Annotated in this window: 17 protein-coding genes and 1 pseudogene; 6 read left to right on the top strand and 12 right to left on the bottom strand. The window is 68.2% G+C overall.

All coding sequences use genetic code 11. The features are described 5' to 3' along the window. Nucleotides 1-197: 197 nt before the first annotated feature. Complete coding sequence (locus ACFV8T_RS30825; RefSeq protein WP_385334035.1) at nucleotides 198-446, top strand: hypothetical protein; 249 nt, start codon at nucleotides 198-200, stop codon at nucleotides 444-446. 450 nt (nucleotides 447-896) lie between these two features. On the opposite strand, the gene ACFV8T_RS30820 is transcribed toward ACFV8T_RS30825, so the two are convergent. The 6 genes from ACFV8T_RS30820 to ACFV8T_RS30795 form a co-directional block, all read right to left on the bottom strand. Beyond that, complete coding sequence (locus ACFV8T_RS30820; RefSeq protein WP_385334032.1) at nucleotides 897-1220, bottom strand: MafI family immunity protein; 324 nt, start codon at nucleotides 1218-1220, stop codon at nucleotides 897-899. A gap of 17 nt (nucleotides 1221-1237) precedes the next feature. After that, on the bottom strand, nucleotides 1238-1516 hold the full coding sequence (locus tag ACFV8T_RS30815; RefSeq protein WP_385334030.1) for a hypothetical protein: 279 nt from the start codon (nucleotides 1514-1516) through the stop codon (nucleotides 1238-1240). Nucleotides 1517-1525: 9 nt separating this feature from the next. Next, nucleotides 1526-2557 carry a hypothetical protein gene (locus ACFV8T_RS30810; protein ID WP_385334027.1) on the bottom strand — a complete coding sequence of 344 codons (1032 nt, stop codon included), beginning with the start codon at nucleotides 2555-2557 and terminating at the stop codon, nucleotides 1526-1528. 123 nt (nucleotides 2558-2680) lie between these two features. Further along, a complete protein-coding gene (locus ACFV8T_RS30805; RefSeq protein WP_385334025.1) occupies nucleotides 2681-3007 on the bottom strand; it encodes a helix-turn-helix domain-containing protein in 327 nt (108 codons plus the stop codon). Continuing rightward, nucleotides 3007-3888, bottom strand: coding sequence for a tyrosine-type recombinase/integrase (locus tag ACFV8T_RS30800; RefSeq protein ID WP_385334022.1), 882 nt, complete (start codon nucleotides 3886-3888; stop codon nucleotides 3007-3009). The genes ACFV8T_RS30805 and ACFV8T_RS30800 overlap by 1 nt, the downstream gene beginning before the upstream one ends. A gap of 15 nt (nucleotides 3889-3903) precedes the next feature. Then, nucleotides 3904-4065, bottom strand: coding sequence for a hypothetical protein (locus tag ACFV8T_RS30795; protein ID WP_385334019.1), 162 nt, complete (start codon nucleotides 4063-4065; stop codon nucleotides 3904-3906). 112 nt (nucleotides 4066-4177) lie between these two features. Here ACFV8T_RS30795 and ACFV8T_RS30790 point away from each other — a divergent pair. Beyond that, nucleotides 4178-5087, top strand: a pseudogene (locus ACFV8T_RS30790) (Tn3 family transposase); the annotation flags it as partial. A 153-nt stretch (nucleotides 5088-5240) separates the two neighbouring features. Here the strand turns inward: ACFV8T_RS30790 and ACFV8T_RS30785 are convergent. Genes ACFV8T_RS30785 through ACFV8T_RS30775 form a run of 3 tightly spaced genes read right to left on the bottom strand, consistent with a single transcriptional unit; the run spans nucleotide 5241 to nucleotide 7515 of the window. Beyond that, nucleotides 5241-6704, bottom strand: coding sequence for an MFS transporter (locus tag ACFV8T_RS30785; RefSeq protein ID WP_385334016.1), 1464 nt, complete (start codon nucleotides 6702-6704; stop codon nucleotides 5241-5243). Beyond that, nucleotides 6704-7165 carry an SRPBCC family protein gene (locus ACFV8T_RS30780; protein WP_385334013.1) on the bottom strand — a complete coding sequence of 154 codons (462 nt, stop codon included), beginning with the start codon at nucleotides 7163-7165 and terminating at the stop codon, nucleotides 6704-6706. Before ACFV8T_RS30780 ends, ACFV8T_RS30785 begins: the two co-directional genes overlap by 1 nt. Beyond that, nucleotides 7162-7515, bottom strand: a complete 354-nt coding sequence (locus tag ACFV8T_RS30775) for an ArsR/SmtB family transcription factor (protein WP_385334011.1) — start codon at nucleotides 7513-7515, stop codon at nucleotides 7162-7164. The genes ACFV8T_RS30780 and ACFV8T_RS30775 overlap by 4 nt, the downstream gene beginning before the upstream one ends. A gap of 247 nt (nucleotides 7516-7762) precedes the next feature. On the opposite strand from ACFV8T_RS30775, the gene ACFV8T_RS30770 reads away from it, so the two are divergent. Both ACFV8T_RS30770 and ACFV8T_RS30765 read left to right on the top strand, forming a co-directional pair. After that, the gene (locus ACFV8T_RS30770; RefSeq protein WP_385334008.1) at nucleotides 7763-8821 is read left to right on the top strand and encodes a recombinase family protein; all 1059 of its coding nucleotides are present in this window, start codon (nucleotides 7763-7765) and stop codon (nucleotides 8819-8821) included. Then, nucleotides 8818-9783, top strand: coding sequence for a DUF5996 family protein (locus ACFV8T_RS30765; RefSeq protein WP_385334006.1), 966 nt, complete (start codon nucleotides 8818-8820; stop codon nucleotides 9781-9783). Before ACFV8T_RS30770 ends, ACFV8T_RS30765 begins: the two co-directional genes overlap by 4 nt. A 304-nt stretch (nucleotides 9784-10087) precedes the next feature. On the opposite strand, the gene ACFV8T_RS30760 is transcribed toward ACFV8T_RS30765, so the two are convergent. Further along, nucleotides 10088-10714 carry an isochorismatase family protein gene (locus ACFV8T_RS30760; protein ID WP_385334003.1) on the bottom strand — a complete coding sequence of 209 codons (627 nt, stop codon included), beginning with the start codon at nucleotides 10712-10714 and terminating at the stop codon, nucleotides 10088-10090. Between the two features lie 425 nt (nucleotides 10715-11139). Between ACFV8T_RS30760 and ACFV8T_RS30755 the strand changes: the two genes are divergently transcribed. Further along, complete coding sequence (locus tag ACFV8T_RS30755; RefSeq protein ID WP_385334001.1) at nucleotides 11140-12069, top strand: NAD(P)H-binding protein; 930 nt, start codon at nucleotides 11140-11142, stop codon at nucleotides 12067-12069. A gap of 414 nt (nucleotides 12070-12483) precedes the next feature. On the opposite strand, the gene ACFV8T_RS30750 is transcribed toward ACFV8T_RS30755, so the two are convergent. After that, complete coding sequence (locus ACFV8T_RS30750) at nucleotides 12484-12864, bottom strand: hypothetical protein (RefSeq protein ID WP_385333998.1); 381 nt, start codon at nucleotides 12862-12864, stop codon at nucleotides 12484-12486. Nucleotides 12865-13146: 282 nt separating this feature from the next. Here ACFV8T_RS30750 and ACFV8T_RS30745 point away from each other — a divergent pair, with 282 nt between their 5' ends. Beyond that, complete coding sequence (locus tag ACFV8T_RS30745; RefSeq protein ID WP_385333995.1) at nucleotides 13147-14469, top strand: TerD family protein; 1323 nt, start codon at nucleotides 13147-13149, stop codon at nucleotides 14467-14469. A gap of 52 nt (nucleotides 14470-14521) precedes the next feature. Here the strand turns inward: ACFV8T_RS30745 and ACFV8T_RS30740 are convergent, their stop codons facing one another. Beyond that, nucleotides 14522-15694, bottom strand: coding sequence for a glycosyltransferase (locus ACFV8T_RS30740; protein ID WP_385333993.1), 1173 nt, complete (start codon nucleotides 15692-15694; stop codon nucleotides 14522-14524). Nucleotides 15695-15728: the final 34 nt, after the last annotated feature.

The following is a 15728-nucleotide window of genomic DNA, read 5'->3' as shown; positions in this document are numbered from 1 at the left end:
TCGGGCGGGGCTGGTGGCAAGCAAGTCTCGCCATGCGGTGGGTGCCTTTCCGTGCAGGCGTGGGAGCCCTCCTGCGCGTCGTCGGACGCCAGAACCGGTGCGACGATCCGGTCCTGCTCGACGAAGGCGTCCTGGCCGCTGAACGCTCGCCGTTCGTTGACGACAAGTTTGACGGCTGATACGGCCAGGGGCGCGTTGTGCGCGATGTCGGTGGCCGGTTCCAGGGCTCGTCGCAGGGTCTGGCGCGGTTCTGTGAGGTAGTCGACCAGGCCGAATCGCTCGGCGGGCAGAGGCACGAGCGCATGAGGTGGACTGCTTTTCCGACCTTTGACCCGGACTGCATCGAGCGCGCCGCCGTCCGGTGCCGCCTCGAAGCGGCCGTCGCAGTCGGCCACGACAACGACGACCTCGCCGCCGACGACTACTTGCGGAACCCACCGTCGTAGTCCGTATGCGGGCTGTCGTTCCGGTCCCGGTCGCCCGGGGCCACCAGAGCAGAATGGCTCGCCCCTCCTTCTCCGGAATACGCACGGCTACGTGAAGGTAGGGCCACTCCCGCGCGTGACGCTGCCCAGCGGACAGCCGGCGCGGGTCGTGAAACGGTACGCCGAGGTGCAACAGGTGCTCGCCGATCCGAGGATCAGTAACGATGTCACCCGGCCGGGCTTTCCACACCCGCTGCCTGATGGTTCGGCGGGACCCGACGAACTGCACGAGGGCGAGTTCTTCAATATGGCCCCCGAGCACGATGTATACGGACGGACGCTGATCCGCGCTCGACCCTCAGGCGAAAAGGGTGGGGCTTTCGGACACCCACCGCGTCCTCGGCCATGGGACTGGTAGGCCCGCATGTTGAGGTGTCGTGTATTCAATGCCCGTGACAGGAGTTCAGTCACTCAACGTGTGTCGTTGCTCTCAGATGCGGCTGCGATGTGGCGACGACAGAGATCTGCTGAGGTGAGATGCGGCTTGTCGAGAGCGGCCGAGTAGAGGTTCATCTCACGAGCTGCCTCGTCGAGGTGCTGCCAGAAGGCCAGCGGAAGCTCACGATCACGCCCCAGATCGACAAGGTCGTCGAAGGCGAGTCCCAGTTCGTTGTGGTCGAGCCACTCCTGCACGCCGCTTGGGTCGATCTCTGCGGTTTCGGTAAGGCAGGACATCGCTGTGGTGAGATGGTTGCGAGTGGTGGTCCACGAGGAGGCAAGCGGGTGATCAGTCACCTGGAGATCCTCTCGGATTAGGTTCGGCCGTGGTCACCAGGGGCGTATCGGCTCCAGGTTCCGCCGGCTTCGGTGACCAGCCGAGTGGCGGTCTTGTCGTGGTAGCCGAGCGCCTTCGCGATGACGGGCGCTGGGGCCTGGAGGACGAGTTGGCGGATCGCGGAAGTCCTGCCGCGCTGCGGGGGGACGCCGATCTCGCGCAGGTGGGCCTGGAGGCTGACCGGGCTGACGGCCGGGGAAGAGCCATCGGGCGCTTCGGCTGCTGGCGTAGGGCAGGTGCTGGCGGGAGCGGACATAGTCCCGCATCAGTTCGGCGATGGGTTGCGGGAGGGGAGACGGTGGATCTCCCAGGCGGACGGCGATGATGGTGATGTCGTCGATGGTGAGGCGAACGATGCGGCTGACGGGCTGGGCACAGAGGAGAACGAGTGCGGCAACGATGCGGCTCCGCAGAGGCAGGGAGTCGTCGTTGAGGACCCGCCGGAGCATGGCGAGTCGGCGGTGCTGGTGCAGTGGCGCCTGGTCCTGGGTGATGACCTGGGGTGGAGGGTGAGGCCGGGCATCCGGCCCGTCTTCATGCACCAGCGAAGGAATGTCTGGGCTGGGCGCCGGGCGGCTAGCTTCTCGGTGTGCCAGGCGTCGAGGTCAGCCTGCCGACAGTGCTCGATGGTGCGACCTCGGTCGGCGAGCCAGATATGGAAGGCGCCGGCCTGGGTGGCCTCCTGTTTGGCCTGGTGGGTCCGGGAGCGTCCCAGCGGCCCCTTCTCTGCCGTGGTCCGTAGTCGGCGCATCTGGTGCCAGGTGGCGAAGTGCCGGAGAAGCCGGTGGTGTTCGGGGTCCTCGATGGTGGCGACTCGTTCGGTCGGCCAGCGCTGGTAGAGCAGGAGTTGACGGTCGATGCGTGGCAGGACGCCGCTGTCCATCAGCAGGTCGCGCAGGTGGGCAACGGTTGGCCAGGGTGCTTCATGGTGCAGCCCTTCGTGGGTGAGCGGGATGGTGCCGGTGGCCAGGCCCCGCAGCAGTCGGACGACGTTCGGGTTGCGGAGCCAAATCAGCCGGCTCTTGGGCCGGTCCGTCTCCAGCAGGGAGGTGATCAGCGGTTGCAGCGGAGGGGCGACGTGGCCGGAGCCGTCGTCGAGGCGGCGGGTGAGGGTGTCGGCCAGGGTGCAGCGTTCGCAGAGGCGCCCGCCGAGTAGGAGCCCCTCGAAACCGCAACGGTCGCAGAAGAAGTCACGGGTGATGCCCGCGCAGTCGCGGCAGATCGAATTGCCGGCGGTGACCGGACCGGGTAGTAGCCGGTCGGTTCGGCAGATGGGACAGGAGCCGCGGACGCGCACCGCGCGGTCGTAGCAGGTCCGGCAAATTGGGCCGTCCGACCATTCCGCCGACTTCGCCGCCCGACGGCCGCAGCGTGCGCAGTTCCGGACATGCCAACGCTCGTACTCTTCCGGCGTCATCGCTCAGCCCTCGGGAGTCAGCCGGACCCGCGTGGGGCGTCGGGCAGCGAGGTTGACCGGTGCCTCTTCGCCGGCGGCGCGACGGACGGGGAGGTTCTGGGCCGAGGTGGCGATCAGATCGGCGGGTGTGCAGTCGAGGATGTCGCAGAGGGTGGCCGGCACCGGCAGGGACAGCCGTTCCGGGGTGCCGGAGACCAGACGGTGGACCTGGGAGGAGGACAGTGTGATGCCGCGTTCGGTCAGGTGCGGCATCAGTTCGGCGACGGTGAACATGCCGCGGGCGGCCATCAGCTCGCGCAGACGCCACCTGTAGGTGATCTGGCGTGGCATCAGGAAGTCCTTCCCGGTCGTAGAGCGGCCTCGATGGTGGCGTCCAGGACGCGACGCAGGGAGCGGGTGCGGAAGTCGGAGGAGACGCATGTGTAGATCGCGGTTGTGGAGGCGTGGTCGTGGCCGACCTGTTGCTGGACGAACAGCGGGTCGTGGCCGTCCTCGATCAGGTGGGTGATGTGGGACCTGCGTAGCGAGTGGAACTCCAGCGCGGGGTCCAGGCCGACGGCGTCCCGGTAGGCGGCGAAGCGGGAGTCCAGGCGTTGGACCCCGACCCGCGGGCTTCGCTCGGACGGCCGGAGGGCCCGGCTGGTCGAATGCCGCATTCCAGGCCGCACCTCGCTGACCCACTCCTCGACGGTGCCGGGTGTCCAGTGCCAGACGGTCAGCACACTGCGGCGCTTGGGCGGCGACCTCTTCTTGGCCTTGCCGTACCGGACCAGCAGGGTGCCGTACTCACCGAACTCCCGGCCTTCCGGATTGCGGCCGAAGTCGGTGAGATCCAGCATCCGGGTCTCGTTGCGTCGCAGGCCGTAGGCATACGCGACCTTGAACAAGGCGGCGTCCCGGAAGGCCGGCAACCAGCCCTTGCGGCCCTTGCCACGAACACGCAGAACTTCCTCGTCGGCGTGGTCGAAGAACGCCTCCAACTCGGGCCGGGTGAAGACCCGGCGTTCTGGCTCGCCCTCGGCCTCGTCGGCGTGCGTCGCAGCGTTCCAGTCGTAGACCACCTGGCCCGGGTGGGTCCCGAAGTACCGCAGGCACTTGTCGGTCCAGCCGTAGGCCGGGTTGGCCAGGAAGTCGCAGAACTGACGCACGGAGCCCTGGTAGTTGCGCAGGGTGGAGCGGACGCAGCCGTGTACGGCCCGCAGATCGGCCAACCACTCGTCGACGTGCTACGGCGTCCACTGCCACGGCATCGCATCGGCATGCCGGATGAAGGCCCGCACCGTGCGTTCCTGGTCATTGACGTACCCCGGCGAGAGATTCCAGGCGAGCTGCTGGTTGCGCCAGCCCTTGATCGTCGCCTCGCAGACCTGCTCGTCCGGCCGCAGCAACGGCAGACCGTCAATCAGGTGCAGCCGAGCAGATCCTGGAACGAGAACGTTCCCACCCATCCGCCATCACTCTCCGTCTATCGCATCTGACGCGAGAATTTCGCATCAGATGCGACCCGGGGGCGTCTTCGCAGTTCAATCGCTCAATGACCAGGTCATCGGGATCGGGCAGATGGTGGTGCCCGGTACCCCGCGCGACTCGCTGTTCATCCTGGACGCTTTGCTGAACCTGGACGGCGGGGTGAAGCCGGAGATGGTTGCCACTGACAACGCGTCCTACTCGGACATGGTGTTCGGCATCTTCAAGATGCTCGGCTACCGCTTCTCCCCGTGTTTCAAGGACCTTCAGGACCAGCGGTTCTGGAAGGCCCAGATGCCCGGCGCCGAGACGGTGGGCGGGTACGGGCCGCTGGAGGCCATCGCGCGCAACAAGGTGAAAGTGAAGAAGGTGCTCACCGCGCGGCCGGACATGCTGCGGGTGGCCGGCTCTCTGGTCACCAACCAGGTCCGCGCCTACGACTTGCTGCGGATGTTCGGCCGAGAGGGCCACCCGACCCCGCTGGGGCAGGCGTTCGCCGAGTACGGGGCGCATCGCCAAGACCTTGCACCTGCTCGCCGTCGTCGACCCGGTCGACGACACCTGTCGCCGCCAGATGCACAAGCAGCTCACCGTCCAGGAGTCCCGCCACAAGCTCGCCCGCGACATCTGCCACGGCAAGAAGGGCACCATCCACCAGGCTTACCGGGACGGAATGGAGGATCAACTAGGGTCACTGGGAATGGTTCTGAACGCGGTAGTCCTGTGGACGACACGCTACATCGACGCCGCCGTCGCCCAGCTGCGCGCCGAGGGCCACGACATCAGGGACGAGGACATCGCCCGGCTGTCCCCGCTCAAGCACAAGAATCTGAACTGCCTGGGCCGCTACAACTTCACCGCCTCCCAGCCCGTCGATGGCCTGCGGCCCCTGCGCGACCCGGACGCCGTCGACCTCGACGATGACGACGGAGAGGAGGAGTGAGCCGGGTGCCGTCCGCACCCGCAGCGACACCGAGGACCTCGGCGCAGGGGGCGCTGGTGAGGCTGGGGCCTTGTCGCCGGATTCGGGTCCGGCCCGCCACGGAATGCGGAACAGGAATCACGCCAGGAGCGAGCCAAGGGTGTGTCCCGTGGATCAAGGTGAGGTCGACGGTGCCCCGGTAGATACGTTCTCGCTTGAGTCTGCCGACACACTGCGGGATAGGCCGGATCGCTTGCTGAGGAGCGTCAACGCGGTGATCAAGGCGAGAGCGGCGAAGACGCCAGCTGCCCCAAACGCGGCATGCTGCCCGGTGGTGAGTGCGAGCGGTGTCGGACCACCGATCGCGGACGTGCGGGCGGCAGCGACGCTGGTGCAGATGGCAGTGCCGAGGGCGGTGCCGACGGCGAAGGAGGTGTCGGCGAGGCCGGCGGCCAGGCCTGAGTCCTTTTCGGTGACGCCGGTCAGCGCGGCGATCTGTGCGCATACCGTGACGGCGCCCATTCCCGCCCCGAACAAGAACAGGGCCGCCGGCAGAAGACTCATCGGGCCACCGGCCGGTATGCGGGTGAGCAGCAGGCAGCCACAACCGAGCAGGACGGTCCCGGCAGCAGCTACCCGCCCCAGGCTGAGCCTGGGCACGATCCGTTGGCTCAGCAGTGCGCCTGCGGCCGCGGTGACGGTCATCATCGCGGCCGCCAGCCCGAACTGCGCCGCCGGCCAGCCGAGCACCTGCTGCACGAAAGAGGTGAGGGTGACGAGCATGCCGTCGACGGTCATGCCGGCGATGAGCAGGAGGAGGTTGCCGCCGATCAGCATGCGCGAGCGCAGCGACTGAAAGGAAACGAGCGGGGCCACCGATCGCTTCTCTATCAGGATGAACATCCAGACCAGCACGGCCACGGCGGCCAGTAGCCCGATGCTCTGTCCATTCGCCCACCCGGATGTCGGCACCCGGGTGATCACGTATACGAGCAGAACCAGTGCTGGGGCGATGGTCAGCGCACCAGGGATATCGAAGGAACGGGAGCGTGCCCGGTCCCGGCTTTCGCGCAGCATGGCGGGGGCGAGCACCAGCACGAGGGTCCCGACCGGGACGTTGACCCAGAACACCCACTGCCAGCCGAAGATATCGGTGATGATGCCGCCCAGTAGTAGACCGGCGGTGGCGCCGAACCCGCCGAGGCCGCCCCAGACACCGAGCGCCTTGTTCCGCTCGATCCCTTCGGGGAAAGTGTTCATGACCATCGACAACGCGGCCGGAGCGATGATCGCGGCCGAGACGCCCTGCACCGCCCGAGCGGCCACCAGGGCCTGGATGGATGGAGCGAGCCCGCACGCCAGCGAGGCCACGACCCGCAGCACCATCCCGGCGATGAACACACGCCGACGGCCCAGCAGATCCGCAGCGCGGCCGCATAACAACAGCAGCCCGCTGAAGGCCAGCGCGTAGGCCGTCACGGTCCATTGGATGGCAGGACCGTGCAGACGAAGGTGGCCTTCGATCGCGGGCAGAGCGGCGAGCAGGCTGGTGCCGTCCAGAATCGTCATGAAGAACGCCGTGCCCAGCAGCGCCAGCACCTGCCAACGGCGAGTCTGCGAAAGGTTGCTCGTGGTCATCACTGTTGCTCGATGCTTCGCAGCAGTTCGGCGGCGAGCGCGTCAAGCCACTTGCCGGTGCCCTGCTCCCGCCAGCTTGGTTCTTCGCGGCCGTCGAGGAAGGTGCTCTGCTCGGTGAGCAGCAGCCGGGTGCCACCACCCTCAGGGAGGAACTCCACCGTCGTCAGCGACACTGTCGCAAGGTCTTGCCCCTCGGACAGAGTGGAGGTGTAGACGATCCGCTCGTCCTGGACGATGTCGCGGTACCAGGACTCGAAAGTCAGCACCGGCCCACCGCCAGAGCGGCCGCGGTTGACCTCCCGCCCACCGACGCGGAAATCAAGCTCGTGCTCGGCGTCGAGGCCGGAGAACCAGCGGGCCTTTGCTTCGGGCACGGCCCACGCGGCGAACACTGTGGCCGGTGAGGCCGCGTAGAGGCGTTCGAGGGTGAACGTGGCATGCGTGACCACGTGATCGGTCATTGTGTGCTCCCTTGATCTGGGCTGTCGCAGTGTTCGGTCAGGTAGTCGCCGAGGCGATCGAGGCGGTGTTCCCAGGCAGTGCGCTGCGCAGCGATCCAGTCCTCGGCCATTCGCAGCACACCCGGCTCGATGTAGCAGGTGCGTACCCTTCCGGCTTTCTCAGACCGGACCAGTCCGCACGCCTCCAGTACCTGTAGGTGCTGCATCACCGCTGGCAGCGACATGGCCAGCGGCCGGGCCAGCTCACTGACCGAGGCAGGCCCGCGGATCAACCGCTCAACGATGTCCCGGCGAGTCGCGTCCGCCAGCGCTTGGAACACCCGGTCCAACGAATCAGCTTGGTTAAGCATGCGCCTAACTATTCGATGCCGGCAGCGAATAGTCAAGCATTTGGTTAACTTTTCTTCCGTCGGGGGTGCGCCGTTCCCTCGCATACGTCTCGTCCGGGAGTGCGCGCCTGGGCCCCACTTCTCACAGTGGTCATCTGTGAGAGTTCTGCGAGAGGGCTGGAAGCGGTTACGTTTCACCAGGTGGCCATTTGCAAAAGTCCTCTCGAAACCCGCACGTCGTGCGAGGCACTTCTGAGGGACTGCCGTCATGGATTTGACACCCGATCAGGCCGCATTGGCGGTGGAACGTCACGACTGCCCGAACTGTGACGCGCCCGTCGGCAGCGCCTGCCGTACCCGGGGCGGCAAGACCGCCGCGAAGTACCACACCCCGCGCTTCGTTCTCGTTCCCGCGCTCCGCGAGGAACTGGAGATCCCGGTGCCCGCCGACCGCGGTCCCGGCCGCGCATGGAAGCAGGGGCCCGCGCTCGCGGTGGTGCCCGCGCCCCGCACCGAGCGGCCGGTGCGAATCGGATACCCCCGCACGTCGACCGCCCGGCAGGAACTGGCGAGCCAGCTCGAAGCCCTCCGCCGGGCGGAGTGCCACAAAGTCTTCTCCGGGCAAATCAGCACCCGGGTCAAGGTCCGGCCCGAGCTGGAGAAGGCGCTCGCGCTGGCCCACCAGTTCAAGGAGGCCGCGCCCGAGACCCCCGTCATCTTCACCGTCCACGAACTCAAGCGCCTCGCCCGCAACGCCGCCGAGCTGATGACGCTGTCCTCCGAACTCCAGGCCGGCGGCATCCAGCTCGAACTCCTCACCGGCCCGCTCACCGGCATCTACGACCCCAACGGCATGGGCGCGATGTTCTTCGCTGTCCTCGCCGTCGCCGGGCAGATCGAGCGCAACTACATCCGGGAGAAGACCCTCGAAGGCCAGGTCATCGCCGCATCCAAGGGCAACCACGGAGGACGCCCGAAGGTCATCGACGACGACATGCTCACCTTCGCCGTCCCGAAGAGATCGACCTGCGCGAACGCCTCCAGGCCCAGGCACACCCGAACGCGGAGACCCGCAGCTAGCGACCATGATCAAGGGCTTAGCGCCAACGGCTGTACCGATGGTCCCCAAGGCCGGTCCTGGCTGCTGGCCCAGCACGTCGGACGCCCGACACCACCGAGTGGGCAGAGGCCTGACCTGAGTGTGAGAATTGGGTACTGGATCGCAGTTCGGTGTCCGAGGCCCGCCCGTTGCTGCACGGGGGAGCGGGCGCATCACTTGACGTCCCCTCCCTCTGATCCCATCGACACGCTGGGAGGCTCTCCGTGAGCGAACGTCTCAACGCGTGGCCGACGTTGGTCCATGAGGACCTGGCGCCCATGGTTGACTACGCCAACCGGGTGGTACAGGTCGCAGGTAAATACACCCTCGACGAGCCCTTCGAAGTCGGCTGGGGAAACATCGTCCTCGATGTCACCCCCAGGGGGCTCAGTACGCCAACCCTTCGGCAGCGCGGCGTGACCTTCACGGTGCACTACAGCCTGCTCGACGGACGCGTGGTCATCGAGGCCGACAATGGCTCGCGCACGGTGCCACTGTCCAAGGGATCGGTCGCCACGTTCTATGCGTCCTTCTGCGATGCGGTGGACGAGCTCGGCATACACCGACCGCGCAGCTCGTTGATCTGCGAGATTCCGGATGCCCCGCCGCGCTTCGAGGACGATCACGTCGAACGCACCTGGGACGGCCACGCGGCCCGGCTGATGTGGACAGCGTTGAACCTCGCCGCTGACGGGCTCGAGGCGTGGCAGGCGCCCTTCCTGGGACACCGCCCCCGGGTCGGTGTGATGTGGGGCGGATTCGATCTGTCCGCCACACGTTTCCGGGCGCAGCCCACCGTGCCGCCGCCCCACCGGCCGCCGTTCATGCAGAACGCCCAGCTCGACGCGTACGTGTCGGTGGGATTCTCCTTCGGGGATGCCAAGGCGCCGAACGTCGGCATGTACGCGTACATCTGGCCCCAGCCGGACGGTCTTGAGGGCCGGTCCTGGGGTGTTGAGGGCGCCGCCTGGCATCCCGACGCCGGTCTGGTTCGTCTGCCGTGGGCCAAGCTCAGGGAGACAGCGGACCCGCACCAGGCCATTGTGGCGTTCGGTGACGCCGTCTACGACGCCGCCGTCGAGACGGCAGGCTGGCCGTCCGACCTCGTCGGACCACGTGTCGAGGGTTGGTACATGAGCAGGACACCGCCCGCGCTCGTCCAGCACCAGCACCAGCACCAGCACGGCTGACTCAGGTCGAGATTCCCTGACTCGGAAAACCAGGAGCCGGTCTCAGCAACGGGGGCTGCGGGGCGCCGAGACGAAGGGCCATTGCCGTGGTTGACGGCTGGTGGGCGAAGTGGCGCTCGGGCGGCGGGAGGCTCTGGCCGTCTCAAGCGCAACCTGCCGATGCCCAGCCGGGCCACCGCATCGCCAGGGAACACGCCGTCTCCGGGCGCCGGTTGTACGCCGTCCTCGCCCACGCCGGCGAAGTGGGTCATCGGCGAACGCCTGGAAGCGGCCTGCCGCCCGAGTCGGCGCGGCGGCCGTAACACTATGCGTGGTAGGCCGCGGAAATCTGGTCGACCAGGACGGCGAACGGCATGTCGAGGGCGGCGTAGAGGGCGCCGGAGTCGGGGGCGGCGTTGTCGGCCAGGGCCTCGACCATGAGGGTGGCGTAGTCGCTGACGATGACGCCCGCCTGCTGCATCCGCAACAGTCCGGCCTCGCGCTTGGCCCGGCTGAAGGTGCCGGAGGCGTCCACGGCGACGTACGCGTCGTGGCCGGCAGCCGTCGCGGAGATCGCAGGCAGCGCAGCGCACACTTCGAGCGACACCCCGGCGAAGACCAGCTTCTGTCGGCCAGTGGCTTCGATGGCTCCGCGGACGCGGTCGTCGTGCCAGGCGTTGACAGTGCTGCGGTCGATGATCTTCTGTCCGGCCGGCAGCGCCTGGACCAGCTCGGTGGCGGTCGGCCCCCACATGCTGTCGGCCGCGGTGGTGGTGACCACCAGCGGGATGCCCAGTACGGTCGCCGCGCGTGCCAGCGCCGCCACGTTGTGTTTCAGCTCGCCGAGCGAGATGTCCCGGACACCGGACAACAACCCCACCTGGTGGTCTACCAGGACCACGGCGACGTTCTCGCGGGTGATCGGCTCCAGGAATCTGCTGTGCTCGCTCATGTTCCGCTCCTTCAGAAGGTTGAGCCACAGCCTTGTTCGCCAAGTTTAGTGACTTTGAGACCATGACTCAGCCCTGGAGGCCAGCAGCGGACATGCGCCGCGCTCCAGGTCCTTGGCGGTGTCGATGTCGACGGCGCGGCGGCCGAGCCGCGGGCCGGGAAGGCCATGCCGAGCCGGGCAGGCAGGTCGCGAGTACCGGGATCCGGTCTCGGCCGAGGAACTGGAGCGGTTCGAGACCGAGCCTCGTGCTCTCCTGCTCCCCATGGCCACCGTCCGAATCCAAACCAGCGCCGCCTGTCCACGACCGGCCGTATCGCGCCCTGTCCCGCCCTCTTCACGGTGCGGTCATGCGACCGATAGGGCCTGCGTACGAGGTTCGTCGGGCTCCAGTTGCGTCGCAGTCGTGGGTACCGCAGGCTGCCCCTATGAACCGCACCCGAGAGGTCGGCGTGCCGCCCATTCTGGTGACGGGCGCGGCGGGCAGTGTCGGTGCCGTCGGACGATCCGTGGCCGAAGGGCTTCGACGACGGGGCCTGCCCGTCCGGGCCATGGTGCGTCGGGACGACGAGCGGGCGCAGGCGCTGCGCGCGACCGGCGCCGAGGTCGTCGTCGGAGACCTGACGCGCGCGGGCGACGTCGCCGATGCCCTGGCAGGCTGTGAACGCATGTATTTCGGCATGGGTGTGTCGGCGCAGTATCTGCAGGCTGCGGTGACGGTGGCGGCCGTCGCGCGTGCGTACGGAGGCCTGGAAGCGTTCGTGAACATGTCCCAGTTGACAGTCGCCGAGATCGGCCTCACCAGCACCTTCGAGTCCGTGCAGCAGCGGCAGCAGTGGCTGGTGGAGCAGGTTCTCGCCTGGTCGGGCCTGCCCGTTGTCCAGATCAGGCCCACCGTGTTCATGGAAAACCCCCTGTTCCGTGCCGGCTTCTCCTCGGTCGCGAAGTACGGGACCATCAGACTGCCCTTCGGCCAGGCGAAAACCTCCCCTGTGGCGGCCGGCGACGTCGCCGCGGTCGTGGAGGAGATCCTGGCCGACCCGGCCCCCCGCATCGGCAGGACCTACGAGCTGACCGGCCCGCGCTCGGAGGACATCGCCGCCATGGCGGCGGAGGTCTCCACAGCCCTGGGCCGACCGGTCGGGTACACCGACGTTCCCCTGCAGGAATGGATCGACGACGATCTCAGGCCGTTGGGGCTGCCCGAACACGCCTTCCAGCACATCACCACCATGGCTCGCCTTCACGCGGAGAATCGATACGACCGCAAGGCGGAAGGGGTCGAGCAGGTCACCGGGCGGCCTCCTTCAGGGGTGGCCGCGTTCGTCCGTAGGAACCCCAGCCTGTTCAGCTCCTGAAGCCGCTTCCCCGTCGTGCGTCGTCGAGCCTCTTGCGGGCTGACCGTTGGAGGCGCCGGCCGACTGTCATGCAGGGGTCCGGCCGCTACCCGGACAGAGGTGTCGAGTTCCGAGACCGTCTTGGAAGAGGGCACGGTCCGCACGCTGAGGGCTGTTCCGCGGATTGCGGAACAGCCTCGACCGCTCTTCGCTCCGTCCGTACCGTCTCACGCCGACGGCGTGAGACGGGCGCGACTGCGCCCTCATCTGCTCATCCACACACGACGGAATACAGCTGTTGCCGTGCTGTGTGAGGCAGTTCAGTGAGCCTTTTCCAATCTCATGCTGACGCGTGATGAAGGACGGGAACGGCCCGGACGATTGCGGTGATGCGGTTGGTGCTGCGGCGGAGCTTCCGCAGGAGGCGCCAGCCCTTCAGCGGCCCGCGAGACAGGCCGCAGCGCGCGATCCGGGTCCGCGTTCTCGTGGGGACCGGGCATGCGGGCCGGCTCGGGGACCGCGGCAGCCGGCCCGGCAGTCGCCACGAACCAGCAGAGACGCGGGGAGGACGGTGCAGTACTCCCGGACCGGCCTCCAGGACGCGGGCAGTGGTTCGTTCGCGTTCTCGTGGCGGGCCTTCCGCGCGGAAACCTCTTCCTCCTGCGCTGGCTGCCCGATGGCGTTGCCGAGAGCCTGCTGGAGTCCGGCGAGCCGGTCGTCGGGGCACTCGCGGCACACCGGCGTCATGACGTCGAACTCGTCGGCGTACGGCGGACACTTCAGACGCTCGCCGGGATCGCCCGGGAGCGGCTGCATGAAATGACTCCTCCCGAGCAGGCCGAAGTCTTGGACCCCGGCCAGCAGCTCCATGCCCTCGGCCCGGATACCTCGCTCGCTCCAACGGAGCCAGGTGCTCGCCGCTGTCGCCCAGGGGCCGTACTGCTGAAAAGGGCGCCCGAAGGCGCTCAGATCGTGTAATGGGCAAGTTCACAGGAGGTTACCGGGGGATCGCGGGACCGGGACCGGACGTCCCCGACCCCTGTGACGGTCCGGGGGATTAGGTTGGCGGGGAAAAGTTTTCGGGCAGCCGGACTCGCGATGGGGGCGAGCATGACCATGCTAAAAGGAGCCAATGTTCCGGTGGCGGCTCAGGCCGTGCGGGTCGAATTGGGGTGGCGCGCCTCCCCGGGGACACCGGATGTCGATGGCTCGGCGCTCCTTCTCGTGTCGGGAAAGGTGCGCAGCGACGCCGACTTCGTCTTCTACAACCAGCCCTCCCACGCATCCGGTGCGGTGCGCCACGAGGGCAAGCGGACCGCCGGCGGCGGGATGACGGACAACCTCGCGGTCGACCTGGCCCGCGTCGAGCCGGCCATCGACCGCGTGGTCCTGGCGGCCTCCGCGGACGGCGGCACCTTCGGCCGGGTGGCCGGGCTGTACGTACGGATCACGGACGCGGCGAGCGGCCGGGAGATCGCGCGCTTCGACAGCGCGGACGCGACGGTCGAGACCGCGTTCATTCTCGGGGAGCTCTACCGGCGCCAGGGCGCCTGGAAATTCCGCGCCGTCGGCCAGGGATACGACACCGGCCTCGAAGGCCTCGCGACCGACTTCGGTATTTCCGTCGATGAACCACAGCAGGCCCAGCGGACTCAGCCGTATCACCAGCCCCAGAGGCCTCAACAGCCTGTGAGCACAACGCGGGTCGACCGCCTGCCACCGGTCCCGCCCGCACCGCCGATGGCACCGCCGGTGCCTTCCGCACCCCCTGCCACCGCGCCCGTCCGCCTGTCCAAGGTGACACTCACCAAGGACGCGCCGTCGGTCTCCCTCGCCAAACAGGGCGGCACTTCGGGAGCGCTTCGCGTCAATCTCAACTGGGAAGTACGCAAACAGTTCAAGGGCTGGGGAAGCAAACTCGGCAGAGCGGTCGCCAACCACGCGGACCTCGATCTCGATCTCTGCGCTCTCTACGAACTGACCGACGGCCGCAAGGGAGTCGTGCAGGCGCTGGGAAACGCGTTCGGCGCACTCCAGCACCCTCCTTATATCCATCTCGACGGGGACGACCGCACCGGCGCCGTCGCCACCGGCGAGAACCTCACCGTCAACCTCGACCACAAGAACAAGCTCCGACGCGTCCTGATCTTCGTCACCATCTATGAAGGCGCCCGGAGTTTCGCCGATCTCCACGCGACCGTCACTCTCCAGCCCCAGCACGGCGCACCGATCGACTTCTCGCTCGACGAATGCACCGTCCCGTCCACCGTCTGCGCACTGGCGCTCCTGACCAACAACGGGGGAGACCTCACGGTGCAGCGCGAGGCCCGCTATCTCGTCCCCGAGCGAGGAGTGAGCCCGCAGCGCACCATCGACTACGCCTACGGGTGGGGCATGAACTGGACGCCCGGCCGTAAATGACCCCCCGGCGGTCCGCCCGGCCCTGCCGCCGTCGGCCCACCGCCGGCTCCGCTCACCGGTCCGGCGCGGCCTCGGGACGGGCGTACGTACGCCCCTTCCAGGCCGCGCCGCGGCCCCGGTGGTGCTGCACCGCCGAATCGACCGTCATCAGCAGATAGAGCACCGCGGTGAACGGCAGCAGCGGCGCCTGCCACAGCGACTGCCGGTAGTAGCCCAGCATCGGCAGATACGTCCCGGTCATCACCGCCCACGCCGCGCCACCCGCCCAGCCGGCCACCGGATCACCGGTCAGCAGCCCCGTGACGAGCGCGACCGGCGGCACGAGATAGACCAGCGCGAGCCCCAGCACCGTCCCCAGCAGCAGCGGCGGACTGTGCCGCAACTGGGCGTACGCGCTCCGCGACACCATCCGCCACAGATCCGCCAGCCGCGGATAGGGCCGCACACTGTCCACCCGCTCGGCGAGCCCCAGCCAGATCCGCCCGCCGCTGCGCTGCACCGCCCGCGCCAGCGACACGTCGTCGATCACCGCCTGCCGGATCGACTCCGGCACCCGCGCCCGCTCCGCCGCCCCGGTCCGCAGCAGCACGCAGCCACCGGCCGCCGCGGCCGTCCGCGCACCCGCCCGGTTCACCCACCGGAACGGATAGAGCTGCGAGAAGAAGTACACGAAGGCCGGGACGACCAGCCGTTCCCAGACACTCGACACCCGCAGCCGCGCCATCTGCGAGACCAGGTCGAAGCCGCCCGACACGGCGGCGGCGACCAGCTCCCGCAGACTGTCCGGCTCGTGCGCGATGTCGGCGTCCGTCAGCAGCAGATAGTCCGGCTCCCGGGTCCGGGCCAGCGCGATCCCGTGCCGCACGGCCCAGAGCTTGCCCGTCCAGCCGGGCTCGGGCTCTCCCGGCGACACCACCGTCACCGGCAGTCCTCCATGCCGTACGGACAGTGCACGGGCGACGTCCCCGGTCCCGTCCTTGCTGCAGTCGTCGACGAGGAAGATCTCCGCCCTCCCCGGATAGTCCTGCGCCAGCAGCGACGGCAGACTCACCGGCAGCATGTCGGCCTCGTCACGTGCGGGCACCACGATCGCGACGGACGGCCATCGGTCCGGGGCCTCCCGGTGCGGCAGCCGCTGGGCGGTCCGCCAGAAGAACCCTTGTCCCAGCAGCAGCCACACCCATGCGGCCAGCGAACCCACGGCGATCCAGGCAACGGCACTCATTTGCCGCAGTCTGCCCCACCCCAACGGATCCGCA

The sequence above is a fragment of the Streptomyces sp. NPDC059832 genome, assembly GCF_042731715.1.
Classification (GTDB): Bacteria; Actinomycetota; Actinomycetes; order Streptomycetales; family Streptomycetaceae; genus Streptomyces.
The sequence above is the reverse complement of the archived record's forward strand: the minus strand, read 5'-3'. Positions and strand labels throughout refer to the sequence as shown.

Coding starts and splice junctions, on each gene's coding strand:
- ACFV8T_RS30750 (WP_385333998.1), bottom strand. CDS start 12,864: ATGCAGCCGCTCCCGGGCGATCCCGGCGAGCGTCTGAAGTGTCCGCCG.
- ACFV8T_RS30770 (WP_385334008.1), top strand. CDS start 7,763: ATGGATTTGACACCCGATCAGGCCGCATTGGCGGTGGAACGTCACGAC.
- ACFV8T_RS30785 (WP_385334016.1), bottom strand. CDS start 6,704: ATGACCACGAGCAACCTTTCGCAGACTCGCCGTTGGCAGGTGCTGGCG.
- ACFV8T_RS30745 (WP_385333995.1), top strand. CDS start 13,147: ATGGGGGCGAGCATGACCATGCTAAAAGGAGCCAATGTTCCGGTGGCG.
- ACFV8T_RS30815 (WP_385334030.1), bottom strand. CDS start 1,516: ATGTCCGCTCCCGCCAGCACCTGCCCTACGCCAGCAGCCGAAGCGCCC.
- ACFV8T_RS30805 (WP_385334025.1), bottom strand. CDS start 3,007: ATGCCACGCCAGATCACCTACAGGTGGCGTCTGCGCGAGCTGATGGCC.
- ACFV8T_RS30775 (WP_385334011.1), bottom strand. CDS start 7,515: ATGCTTAACCAAGCTGATTCGTTGGACCGGGTGTTCCAAGCGCTGGCG.
- ACFV8T_RS30740 (WP_385333993.1), bottom strand. CDS start 15,694: ATGAGTGCCGTTGCCTGGATCGCCGTGGGTTCGCTGGCCGCATGGGTG.
- ACFV8T_RS30780 (WP_385334013.1), bottom strand. CDS start 7,165: ATGACCGATCACGTGGTCACGCATGCCACGTTCACCCTCGAACGCCTC.
- ACFV8T_RS30760 (WP_385334003.1), bottom strand. CDS start 10,714: ATGAGCGAGCACAGCAGATTCCTGGAGCCGATCACCCGCGAGAACGTC.
- ACFV8T_RS30755 (WP_385334001.1), top strand. CDS start 11,140: ATGAACCGCACCCGAGAGGTCGGCGTGCCGCCCATTCTGGTGACGGGC.